This is a genomic window from Allobosea sp. 10L417, from assembly GCF_056395485.1.
Genome location: NZ_JBFTJP010000006.1, coordinates 288,323 through 300,364, shown reverse-complemented (window position 1 = coordinate 300,364; position 12,042 = coordinate 288,323). Strand labels below are relative to the sequence as shown.

7 protein-coding genes are annotated in these 12,042 nt (G+C 63.7%); 3 read left to right on the top strand and 4 right to left on the bottom strand.

Translation table 11 applies throughout. From position 1 onward, the window contains the following. Position 1: 1 nt before the first annotated feature. Together AC1DE3_RS17205 and AC1DE3_RS17200 are read right to left on the bottom strand one after the other, a co-directional pair. Positions 2–664 (bottom strand): N5-glutamine methyltransferase family protein, encoded by a 663-nt coding sequence (locus AC1DE3_RS17205; protein ID WP_476797561.1) that lies wholly within the window; start codon positions 662–664, stop codon positions 2–4. A 317-nt stretch (positions 665–981) separates the two neighbouring features. Then, a complete protein-coding gene (locus AC1DE3_RS17200) occupies positions 982–3,588 on the bottom strand; it encodes a bifunctional diguanylate cyclase/phosphodiesterase (RefSeq protein WP_476852596.1) in 2,607 nt (868 codons plus the stop codon). A gap of 217 nt (positions 3,589–3,805) precedes the next feature. Here AC1DE3_RS17200 and AC1DE3_RS17195 point away from each other — a divergent pair, with 217 nt between their 5' ends. After that, positions 3,806–4,597, top strand: coding sequence for a PstS family phosphate ABC transporter substrate-binding protein (locus tag AC1DE3_RS17195; RefSeq protein WP_476797538.1), 792 nt, complete (start codon positions 3,806–3,808; stop codon positions 4,595–4,597). Between the two features lie 21 nt (positions 4,598–4,618). On the opposite strand, the gene AC1DE3_RS17190 is transcribed toward AC1DE3_RS17195, so the two are convergent. Together AC1DE3_RS17190 and AC1DE3_RS17185 are read right to left on the bottom strand one after the other, a co-directional pair. Next, the gene (locus AC1DE3_RS17190; RefSeq protein ID WP_476797537.1) at positions 4,619–5,662 is read right to left on the bottom strand and encodes a 2Fe-2S iron-sulfur cluster-binding protein; all 1,044 of its coding nucleotides are present in this window, start codon (positions 5,660–5,662) and stop codon (positions 4,619–4,621) included. A gap of 130 nt (positions 5,663–5,792) precedes the next feature. After that, positions 5,793–7,535: an ethylbenzene dehydrogenase-related protein gene (locus tag AC1DE3_RS17185; RefSeq protein WP_476797536.1), complete on the bottom strand. Its 1,743-nt coding sequence runs from the start codon at positions 7,533–7,535 to the stop codon at positions 5,793–5,795. Between the two features lie 579 nt (positions 7,536–8,114). Between AC1DE3_RS17185 and AC1DE3_RS17180 the strand changes: the two genes are divergently transcribed. Together AC1DE3_RS17180 and AC1DE3_RS17175 are read left to right on the top strand one after the other, a co-directional pair. Further along, the gene (locus AC1DE3_RS17180; protein WP_476852595.1) at positions 8,115–11,174 is read left to right on the top strand and encodes a cyclic nucleotide-binding domain-containing protein; all 3,060 of its coding nucleotides are present in this window, start codon (positions 8,115–8,117) and stop codon (positions 11,172–11,174) included. Next, a complete protein-coding gene (locus AC1DE3_RS17175) occupies positions 11,167–12,015 on the top strand; it encodes an MBL fold metallo-hydrolase (protein ID WP_476852594.1) in 849 nt (282 codons plus the stop codon). Before AC1DE3_RS17180 ends, AC1DE3_RS17175 begins: the two co-directional genes overlap by 8 nt. Positions 12,016–12,042: the final 27 nt, after the last annotated feature.

Below are 12,042 nucleotides of genomic sequence, written 5' to 3'. Positions count from 1 at the left end.
CTCAACCGGCCGAGGATGAGGTCGCGGAATCTGCGTTCCGCAGTTTGCGAGCGAGCGCGACGCGCGGCACGCCGTCCTCGTCGGTAGCGAAGGTCACGGGGTCATAGGTCTTGGTTCTGGCTATCAGCGCGGCGATCTGGCGGTCCTGCCCCTGCCCGAATTCGAATAGCAGCCAGCCATCCGGCTTGAGGAAATCGACCGCGTCGCGGATCAGCCGCTGATGGATCGAGATGCCGTAAGGCCCACCGTCGAAGGCCTCGCGCGGCTCGGCTTCGAGCAGATGGGCGCTCTCGCCTTCGAGGCGCGCGGTCGAGATATAGGGCGGGTTGCAGACGATGACGTCGGCAGCGCCGGCAAGCCCATCCTCCGACAACGCACCGAACAGATCTCCTTGCCTGATGGCGACACGGTCCTGAACGGCCAGACGTTCGGCATTGCTGCGGGCCAGCGCAACCGTGCTGTCGGTCATGTCCGCCGCCCAGACCCGGGCCGATGAAACCTCCGCCGCGATGGCCAAGGCAAGGTTGCCCGAGCCGCAGCACATGTCGATCACCGTGGAGCCCGGAGCGCGGTCGTGAAGGATCGCGATCGCGTTTCTTCCGAGCAGCTCGGTCTCCTGGCGCGGCACGAGAACGTCAGGAGCAAGTTCCAGCGTCACGCTCATGAAGCGATGCAGATGTGGGGCGAAACCGCCGGCAGGGGCATTTGCTCTGGGCGGCACGGCGGCTCCTCCGTCACTGGACGGGAATACATGCATGATGAACTATCGCGCTCCGGTAAACGGCCGCTGAAAAACCGCGACCGCTCGATTGACCGCTCGCGAAGGTTTCCCTCCGACGACCAAGCCAAAGGCTGGAAGAGGGCCTGCGCAAGCGGCGCAGGCCGCTGGCGCCGCCGCTTCTCACCGCGCTTCCAAATAAGCAGGCATGCGAGATCGGGTCCGATGCGATCGTCAGGCAAGTCGGCCCGAGCGTTGGCGGCCTATCGCGAGAGGCGCTTGATATCCGCATAAGATTCGAGCCGGGTCAGATGCGCTTTACCTGAGCTGGATATCCGGCGCAGACGTCTCGCATTCACGAAGGCCTCAAAGCTCCCGATCGGAATTGCCTCGCTGAAATAGTAGCCTTGAGCCACATCGGCACCCTCCCTCATCACGAAGGCCAGATCCTCGGCCTGCTCGATGCCCTCGACGATCGTGCCGAAGCCCAGCGAGCGCGACAACGACAGAATCGTCCGGACGATCACCTGTTGTTCGACGCCCGCTCGCGCGCCCTGAACCAGCGAACGATCGATCTTGAGCGTATCGAACTTCAGGCGGGCCAGCATCGAGAGGTTGGAGTAGCCGGTTCCAAAATCGTCGATCGAGAAGCGGACGCCAAGCGCCCGCAATTGCCGCAACTGTCTTTGAACGACGTCCGATGCCCGCATGGCTACGGACTCGGTCACCTCCAACTCCAGGCGCGAGGGCGGCACCCCTGCCTTCAGGAGGCAGTTCTCCACCGAGGCGGCAAAAGTCGGGTCTTCCAGCTGCAGGACCGAGACATTGACCGAGATCCTGATGTCGTTCGCATGGCGAAGCTCCTCGATCGCCCGCGCGAGGACGAATTGGCCGAGTTCGGCGATCAGGCCTGCCTCTTCCGCGATACTGATGAACTTTCCAGGTGCAATAGCGCCTCGCGAGGGATGCGCCCAACGCACCAGAGCCTCGGCTCCCACAACTCCGTTGTCGGCCAGAGAGATCATCGGCTGGTAGAAGACGTCGAGAGAGCCGTTCCGCAAGGCGGTGCGCAGATCCTGCTCGAGCGCTCGCCGCTCATGCATGAGCTCCGCTGCTTCCGCGGTGAAGAACGCGAAAGAGTTCCGCCCTTTCCGTTTGGCTTCGTACATCGCGACATCGGCGTTGACGAGAAGCTCGTCATATCTGACGCCGTCCCGACCGGAGACGGCGATTCCGATGCTTGCTCCGATCGTCATATGGGTACGATCGATAACGTAATTCTCGCTCAATCTGTGGATCAGAGCTTCTGCACAGGCGCGGAGACCATCGATGGTCAGCGGACCGTTCAGAATGATCAGGAACTCGTCACCGCTCAAGCGTCCGGCCGAGAAATGGCGGAAGTCTCCGGCCTCCAGCCGCTCCTCGAAGAACTGCTTGAGACGAGAGGCCAACTGCCGAAGCAGGACGTCGCCCGTCTTATGGCCGAACGTATCGTTGATGGACTTGAAGCGGTCGACGTCGATGAAGAAGAAGGCCACGACATCCTTGCCGCTCAGCAGGGTGCTCATCCCGTCGATGCGGATCTTCTCCCGGTTGGCGAGCTCCGTCATCTGATCGAAGAAGGCAAGCTGCCGAATGCGGCCGAGGCTCTCGCGAAGGTTCGAGAGCATCACTTCGAAGGCTTGCCCGAGGCTGCGTACCTCGCCGATGCCGGATGCGTTGAACGGGATGTCGAGATCGCCGCGCGCCACCGACGTCGCGGCGGACGCCAATTGAGGCAGGCCGCGGGTGGCGCGCTTGACGCTGATCAAGACCACCACGACCAGCACGCCGAGCGCGCCGGCGGCGAGAAGCAGGAACCATCGAAACAGGGTCCCCGCCTGACGCTCGCTGATGCGCTGCAGCTCTTTTTGCGTTTCCTCAACCTGCGCGGCGTCGACGTGAACGCAGATCCGAAGACCGAGTTCGTCGGTGACACAGCGCGCCACGCGCCCACTGCCGGCCATGCCGATGAGACCGTCCGGCGTTTGCGGAGCGAGTGGCTTCAGGCCGACGGGCGGCTCACCGCTGGCGGAGATGATCCTGTCGCCATCCACGACCGCGACCCCGGCCTGGACGATTCCGGCGAAGAGCTCGAGCGTCTTCTCCGAAGGGGCGAGTGTTCTCAGCCCCATCAGCGCTCCCACCACATCGCCGAAGTCGTCAAAAACCGGTTCGATCGCGAGATGTGCGATCGTTCGGCCTTCCGGGAGCCCTACCGCGACGTTGAAGCTTTCGGACACCCGGTAGGTTGCATGATGCGACCATCTGACCAGGCGTCGATTATCCTTGAAAATCGAGGTGATGGCCTCCTTGACGCCGAGGACGGAGAGGGCTTCCGAAGCCGCGAGCAGGTCTGACGCGCGGCTGCCGCCAATGACGGTTCCGGTCGCATCGGCGACGAGCAAAGCGTCGAGTTCGCCGGTCACGCTGGCGGGGGCCAGCAACTCCTGGATCGCGACGTGATTGGCGGAGCCGACCGCCTTCACGATGTCGAGCCGTTGGGCGAGATACCGCGTCTGCCGGCTGGCTTCGCCAAGCAGCACGGAGACGCGCGCCTGCGCGAGCAGGGCCTCGGCATCGAGCCTGCGAGCGATCTGCTGGCGGGATAGCTGTGCCAGCGCATGGGCCTGTTCGACGGCATCCTCGCTGAGGCGCCACAGGGCAACGAGCCCGACGACGGCAAAGGTTACGGCTCCCGTCAGCATCACCACGAAGGCGAGATGCGTTCCGATATGCGCGGTTGAAATCCAGTCGCGCCAAGCCGTGCGCAGGCGCGCTTTCCGGGCGCCCATCGAGTTCCAGAGACGGCGCAGCAGGCCCCCATCCATTCGGCCAGATTCATCGATCTGCCTGACGCTGGCCCGATCCTGCGGCACGAAGCCTACTCCACAACGTAAATTCCCATCCACTCTAGCAGCAACCATTGAAGCTTACGTAAATTCATAAGTATAAGAAGATACCTATCATTTTTGCGCTTTCAGTTAGAATTTGTTCACGGAGTCATGGCAATTCTGATCATCCCGTGGCGGAAGATTTTATCGATCTATGACACCGCGCTCTATTGCATTGATTCTTGGTCTTCTGACCCTCTCTAACCCTGTCAGGGCAGACGAGTTGATCGTGGTCGGCACCGGGGATGGCGTGGAGATGCTTCAGGCCGTGGCCCAGCGCTTCAGGGCGGCCGAGCCGACCATCGAGGTCAAGATTCCACCCAGCATCGGCTCAGGCGGTGGCATCGCCGCGGTCGGTTCGGGAACGGCGAAGCTGGCGCGCGTCGCCCGGGTTCTCACCGATGCCGAGCGAGCACGCGGCCTGATCTATGTGCCGGTGGCCAAGATCGCGTGCGCCTTCTTCGTTCATCCCAGCGCCGGCGTCGCGCAGCTCAGCGGCGAGCAATTGACGGGCATCTATGCCGGCCGGATTTCCAACTGGAAGGACGTCGGCGGAGCCGACCAGCGCATTCGCGTCGTCCGGCGCGAAGAAGCCGACAGCACGCTCACGACCTTGCGGGCGACGATGCCCGGTTGGCGAGAACTCGAGATCACCGAGCGCTCGAAGACTGCGACGTCGACCCAGGAAGCGGTCGAGACCGTGCGCCTGACGGAGGGCACGATCGGCTTCGGGCCGTATAGCCGGGTTCTCGACATCGGCACGCAGGTGCTGAAGATCGACGGTTTGCATCCCTTGGATCCGCGCTATTCGAGCAGCGGCGAGGTGGCCTATGTCTACAAGGAAGGGGCGCTGACGCCGGCGGCGGAGAAGTTCATCGCCTTCACCCGCATTCCGGATGCGGGCAGTGTGATCCGGGAATTCGGCGCCATTCCAATCGCGCCCTGAGCGCCGAGAGGCGCGGCCGCGTCAGGGGCGAAGGTTTTCGGCGGCGGCCCGGGTCTGCGATGTCCCGGGCCAGTTTGCAGTGCGCGCAAAGAGGAGGCCCGCGATCCTGTCCCGGATCGTCCGCTTGGCCACCGAGGCGATGAACGGGTCAGCGTAGCAGGTCGTGCCGGCAGCCTCACAACGCATCCGCACCGCCGCCACCATCTCGTAGGAGCCGGCCACGTAGACCGTGTCATCCGGCCGAAGCGCCGGCATGTGATCGGTGGGGCGACCGCTGAGGATGCCGGCTGCCTTGCCGCCGCTGCTGGTGGGGGCGATGCTGGCAACGCCGGTTTCAGCCAACCATGCCAGCGCCTCTGCCATGTAGAGATTGCGAGGATCGCGCGCACCGACGATCACGACCATTTCCCGCGAGGGTTCCCGGTAACGTGCCGCGCGGGCAATGGCCCAGATGGGAGCCCAGCCGGTGCCGGCGGCGATCAGAATGATCCGGCCGCCGTCTGTGCGATGGAATGCACTGCCGTAAGGTCCCTGCACGGTCACCTTGTGCCCTGGGCGGATACGCGTCCCGAGATCCGGCGACACGACCCCGCCGACCTGGCGCCGGATCTGCAGGATCAGCTCATTGCGCTCCCCCGTTCCATCGCTGCGCAAGGTCGGGCTGTAGTCGCGGCTCGGATAGCCGCTGAACTTGCATTTGACGTATTGCCCGGGGAGATAGGTGAAATCCTTCCTGAGCAGGAGCGTCGTTTCGATGATGTCGGGCGAGAGCGGGCGGATGGCCGAGACGGTCGCCGCCAGCTTGCGTATCTCGGGAACCGCATCGAACTGGAGGACGGCGTCGCCGATGACCCGCGCCTGGCAGGCCAGCACGGTATCGCCTTGTCGCGTTCCCATTGCATCGACTTCGCCGGCATAGACGCGGACGCGGCAGGTCTCGCATTGCCCCGTGCAGCAATCATGCGGAATCACGATACCCCCGCCCATGGCCCCCTCCAGCAAACTGTCGCCGCGCGAGACCGCGACGGCTTTGCCATTCACGACAAGGGATGCCTGCTTAGCCATGTCCTGCCCTGTTCGCGGTGCTGATTGAGGCGACTTGCCCTGTTTAGGTCGCCGCGGGTCCTATCGGACGGGCGCGGCGACCCAGGCGCTCGTTCGAGTGTGGGATTTCGCCGACAAGCGGTCCGTTGCCTCAGCGCAGGGTGAGGGTGACAGGGCGAACGTGCCGCGTATGGCGCGTCTGCGTGTGGTCGAATACCGCCACCCACATATAGACGGGTGTTTGGGGCTCGAAGTCGACATCGTAGGCGCTGCCCGTCTTGAGATCGCGCGAGGCTTCCAGGGTCCAGTACCCGTCCTTCCAGCGCGCGCCCGCCCGGATCTGGGCGCGATCTCCCTCATAGGCACCCGTGATCAGCACGCCGGGCATGACGGTGCCGACGGGTATGCGTGCGTCGGCCTCCGCGCTGTAGGGGGCGCTGTCGGTCTCGGTCAGCCACCAACGGGTGCCCTCGTCATGGATCAGCTCGGGATTCTTCGGGTCGAACCGGCCAAGAGCAGCCATGGCGGCAGCCGGGTCGTTGGGCAACCGTTTCGGTGTGACCGGGCCGGCATAGCCTCCCGGCCCTTCGAAGCCGAAATTATAGCTGTAGAAGGCCCGGCCGGGATCGTTCCAGTAGCCGCCTTGGTAACGTGCCCGCTTGGCGGCCTCATCGGCCGTCGGCTCGCGTGGGGGGCCGATATATTGATCGTCCATGTAGCCAAGCAGGCCGCCGCGGGAGGCCTTCCATTGCCACATGTCGATGATCGATCCATCGGTGGTGTAATGGAGACCGCGCTGATTGAGCGACGACGGCTTGTCGTCGAGCGGCTTCGGACCCAGATGCGTCGCTCCTGCTGCTCCAAACCCATTGGAGCGCGAGAAGATGACCGCCAACTTGTCCTCGTAGAAATCGACCACATCGGTTTCGCCGGCACGCGCGCCGACGACATGCCAGCCATCCTGCTGCTTGAGCAGGGGAAGCCGTGCGAGCGAGCGCGTCGGATCCTGCCAGCGGAATGCGAAATAAATCTTGGCGCCGTCATGCACGGCGCGGATCTCGACGATCGATTCGCCTGATCCGCCGAGGTTGGCTCCCTGCTGCGTCCTGACCCGAACCGGCCGGGCGCTGCGCCAGACGTCGTCGTCGAGCACCCCATCCAGCTTCGGCGGGGTTCGCATTTGCGCGACGATCAGTTCGTCGCGGCTGGCGAAATCGATCCCGGCCGCAGCAGCGGCGGCCGGGATCGCGATAACAGCGGCCATCAGCAGCGGCCGCCGGCTACGCTGTCCCGCGGCCGGCACGAGCCTGGCCGGCCTGAAGATGCGAAGCAGCTGAAGCCAGCCGCCATAGCCGAAATGCGTCAGGATATGGACGAGCGTGTAGGCGAGCATGCTCATCGCTGCCGTCACATGGACGGAAACGACCCAGCCGCCGAAGCCGAGATAGAGCAGGATGCCCGAGATAGTGAGCACGACGACCAGAGCATAGAGCAGCCAATGGAGCAGGATGTTTGCGCTCATCCACCGCAGCTTCGACGTCGTGGCCATCCGCCACATCTTAAGGCGCCGAAGAGCGACGCGGTTGCCGAGGCCGCTCAGCGCCATATAGACGAGATAGGCGGTCGATGTGCCGAAAAGCGTGAGGCCGGCGATGATATGGACGCTCCAGATCTCGCCTTGCGGCAGGATCGGCGCCATCCATCGCGAAATCACGGCGTCGAGTGCATCGGCCGAGATGCGCAATCCGGTGGCGAGGCTCACCATGACGGCCGCGACCGTCAGCCAATGCAGCAGCAGCGTGCCGACATCGGTCGATGGCCAACTCGCCTCCGACGGGGCTTGCCTGCTCCGCTCCGCCCCTACGGAGCTCGAGGCGGGCTGTGTTTCGCGCATGCGCGGCCTTGCGGCCGATTCCGCGAGCTCCATGTTCGACCCTGTCATGACCAACCCCGATCTGGCAGGACGCGTCGACATGAAGCCCCCCGACTACATGGTTAATGAAACGTAACCGCGTCCCGGGAGCAAGCGCGACATCGGGCTAGTCACAACGGAGCGCCGAGCCGCCTCAACGACCACAGGGTCTTGCGGTGGACCTGAGCGGGATATGCAGCATGCGAGGTGGCGATCGATCCGGTGCGGCCAGCCAAGTGGTACGGTGCTTGAGAAGATCAAGCGCGGCTACGATGCGCAAACCGGCCGAGATTCACGCCGGGGCTTTTCCCGGACTGGCAGGTCCTGATCAAGAGCCGGACGAAGGCTCAGCCGGTCGAGAAGCCCCGCAAACGGCTCGTCCGACCTGTGCCTCTTGTCAACGGATGGCGACGCTGCTTCCTTAACCTGCTGCCGCCGGGACCGGCTACGCTGTCGCGGGTGCGTCCGGATCGTATCGCTCCGCCTTATATTGACAATGTCTGTTCGTGTTCCACGGCTTGAGGCGCCTAGGACGGGTGAGCGTTTCGAAGGGGAAAAATAATGCCCCGTTTGAATCAACTTTTTTCTTATATCTGGAAGAATAGTTGTCGAGAGCAGCTCAGGATTATTTCAATCGTCATTCTGTCTCTGCCGTTCTATTATCTTTCTCTCGAGTTGCCCAAATACATCATCGCGGGCGCCTTGCAGGGAAATGCCTTTCGGGATGGCAGCGAATACGCGGTATTTCTGTCGTTCAGTACAGGCGTTGATTTATTCGGATCAGAGGTGAAATACGATGGAGTTAAAGTAAATCGTATCTCTTATCTTTTTATTTTGTCCTTTTTATTTTTAACGTTGATCGTTATCAACGGTTACTTCAAATATACAATCAATATGAAAAAGGGGGCTCTCGGCGAACGATTGCTGCAGCGGCTCCGCTTCGATCTGTTCTCGTCCCTGCTTTCGTCGACGCCCGAGCAGCGCCAGCGCCTGAAGCCTTCGGAGGCCGCCTCGATCATCAAGGATGAGGTCGAGCCTATCGGGGGCTTCGTCGGGGATGCGTTCGTTCAGCCGGTCTTCCTGGGCGGGCAGGCGATGACCGCACTCGTCTTCATCCTGATACAGAATGCTCTGCTCGGCCTTGTCGCCGTCGCGATGATCTCCTCGCAGGTCCTCGTCATTCCACGGTTGCGGCGGGAGCAGATCCGGCTCGGCAGGGAGCGCCAGATCGCTTCGCGCGCCCTGGCCGGCAAGATCGGGGAAGTTGTCGAGACGCTGGACGAGGTTTCCAATCACGGGACCGCCGCGCTCGAACGCGGAGAGGTCGCGCAACGGCTCGAAACGCTCTTCGGCATACGCTACCGACTCTATGGGCGGAAATTCGCCGTCAAAGCTCTGAACAATCTGATCGCGCAGATCACGCCGTTCCTGTTCTACACGATCGGCGGCTATGCCACCCTGACTGGAAATCTCGGGATCGGCCAGCTTGTGGCGGTCATCGCGGCCTATCGCGACCTGCCTCCACCTGTGAAGGACCTCATCGATTGGGACCAGCAGCGTCTCGATGTCGAAGCCAAGTTTCAGCAGGTCACCGAACAGTTCGCGCTCTCGGTTCCTTCCGCGCAACCGGAGCCCATCAACGACCCATTCCCCGAGGCCGGCGTGATCGCCCTGCAGGGCCTCAGCGCGGTCAGCGCAACCGGCGACCGAATGCTCGACCGGGTCTCGCTGACGCTGCCACTGAAGCAGCATGTCTTGCTGTCGGGCATGGGGGAGGGCGCCGGCTGCGTCGCGCGCATCCTCGGGGGACGACTGACGCCGAGCGGCGGTTCCATCAAGATCGGCGATGTCGCGCTCGACGCGATTTCCGTGACGGCTCGCGGCCGCTGCATCGCCTATGCGGGCAGCGAGCCGGCGATCTTCGATGGATCACTGCGCGACAACATCGCCTATGGTCTGCGCGGCGACGGCGTGAGGACCGATCGCGATGCGGATCCGACGCATGACGGGGAGGCCCTGCCAGGAGCCGAGGGCGAATTGTCGGCAGCCCAGCTGGCCGCAACGCTGGATATTGTCGGCCTTGCCRACGTCGTGTTCCGCTCTGGCCTCGCGAGCAAACTCAACGTGGACGAAGTCCCCGTCCTGGCTGCCCGCCTGACGGAAATCCGGGCCCGTATTCACGCGGTGCTGGTCGCGCAAGGCGCGCAGGATGCCGTCGAGCCTTATGATGCGACGCAGTACATCCGCACCGCCACGATCGGTGAAAACATCCTCTTCGGCGTTCCGAACAATGCCCGGTTCGGTGGAAGCCGGCTGGCCGGGCACGGGTTGACGCGGAACGTTCTCGATTCGCTGGGCCTGAGCGATGATCTCACGGCGGCTGGCCAGCGCATCGCCGCGACGATGCTCGAGATCTTCTCGGATCTGGCCCCGGACCATCTCCTTCTCGACAATTTTTCCTTCATTGCCGCCGAGGAGTTTCCCGCTTTTCGCGAGCGCCTGGCGCGGGCCGAGGCTGGGCAGATCGACGAAGCCGACCGGGCCCGGTTCCTGGGGCTGTCATTTCTCTATGCCGAACCCCTGCACCGGCTCGGCCTTCTCGACGAGGGGATGGAACAGCGCATCCTGCTGGCGCGCAGGGCCTTTCGCATTCGCATTTCGCAGGACGCTGCGAAGACCATCGATTTCTACGACTCCGGCGAATGGGGAGCTGCATCGGTCCGGGAGAACCTACTGTTCGGGCGCGTGACACAAGCGAGCGCCGGCATTCGCGAGCGGGTCGACGAGGCCATCCGCGAAGCCGTGACCGGACTCGGGCTCGATCACGAGATTTCACGGATCGGGCTCATGCAGCCGGCCGGCTATGCTGGCCGGCTGCTCTTCCCGGCGGTCAAAACGCAGATTGCGCTGGCGCGCTGCCTGATCAAGCGCCCCTCGCTGCTGATCCTGGACAATGCTCTGGGCAGCTTGAGCCCGACCGAGGGCAAGGCGATCTTGCGGCGCCTTCGCGCTGCGATGTACGGCAGGACCCTGATCGTCGTCGCGCGTGAGGACGATGGCGATATACCCATGGACCGGTCGGTCGTCTTCGACGGCGCCAGGCTGCGCCGGGCAGCCGGCCTGCAGCCTTCTTCGGTCGCCTTCCCGATCGAAGATGAAGGCGGCGAGCGCGACGATGTCAGAGCGCTCAGAGCCGTGCCGATCTTTGCCAATCTCGATCTTGCGCGCATCAAGCTGCTGGCCTTCACCAGCGAGCGGGCCGTCTTCGCAGCCGGCGACATGCTGTTCGAGCAGGGCGCGGAATCCGACGCAGCCTATGTCGTGATCGCTGGCACGGCGGAGGTCTTGATCGGACCTCGAGGGAGCGCCGTTTGCGTTTCCTCAGTCGAAGCGCCTGCGATCGTCGGCGAGATGGGCGTCGTCACCGGGGAGGTCAGGTCGGCGACCATCCGTGCTACCGGCGAGTTGACCGCGTTGAAGCTCCGTAAGGAGGTGTTCACCGCCTTGATGGAAGAATTCCCGGACATGACGCTCTCCGTCATGCGGCTGATGGTCAAGCGGTTGCAGGACAATGTCGCGATTGTTTCCAAGCGCGATCTCGAGGGCCCGGCGCGTGACTGAGACGGCGCGGTTGCTCGATTGCGGCTTCGGCATTCGGTTCTGGGGAACGCGCGGATCGATTCCGATTTCCGGCCGCTCCTGTAACCGCTTCGGCGGGGATACGACGTGCTTCGAGGTCCGGATCGCCGAGCGCCGTGTCATCGTCGATGCGGGATCGGGACTGCGCCGGCTCGGGCAGGCGATGGCCGCTGCCGGGGAGCGCGACGCGACGCTGCTCTTCAGCCACCTGCATCTCGACCATGTCATCGGCCTGAGCGCCTTTGCGCCGCTCTGGCGCATGGGCGGCGAGATTGCGCTGCATGTGCCGGCTTGCACGGCAAGTGCGGAGGCGAAGCTGTCGGCCCTGTTCAGCGAGCCGTTCTTCCCCGTCAGCTTCGCCGAAGCTCCCAGCCGGGTTCGTTTTTCGAGCTTCACGCCGGGAGGCAATCCCGGRCTTTCTGGGGTCGACGTCGCGACGATCGCGCTACAGCATGATCCGTGCGCGGCCGGTTTTCGGTTCCGCCATGGCGGGCAGACAATCGTGATCCTGACGGACCATGAACATGCCGCCGGTGATCCGGACCCCGCGCTCGCCGCCTTCTGCGGCGGTGCCGATCTTCTCGTCTACGACGCGATGTGGGACGAAGCGCTCGATTACGAACCGCATCGCGGCTGGGGCCACTCGACCTGGCAGGCGGGGCTGCGCCTGCTGCAGGCTGTCGGGGCGAAGCGCCTCGCATGCGTCCATCATTCGCCTGAGCTGTCCGATGCCTCGCTCGAAGCGCGCGAGGCCGATCTGAAGCGACGCCATTCGCAGAGCTTCTTTGCGCGGCAGAATGACGTCGTCGTTCTCGTGGCCTGACGCCGATCGGGCGCGATCACAGGCGGA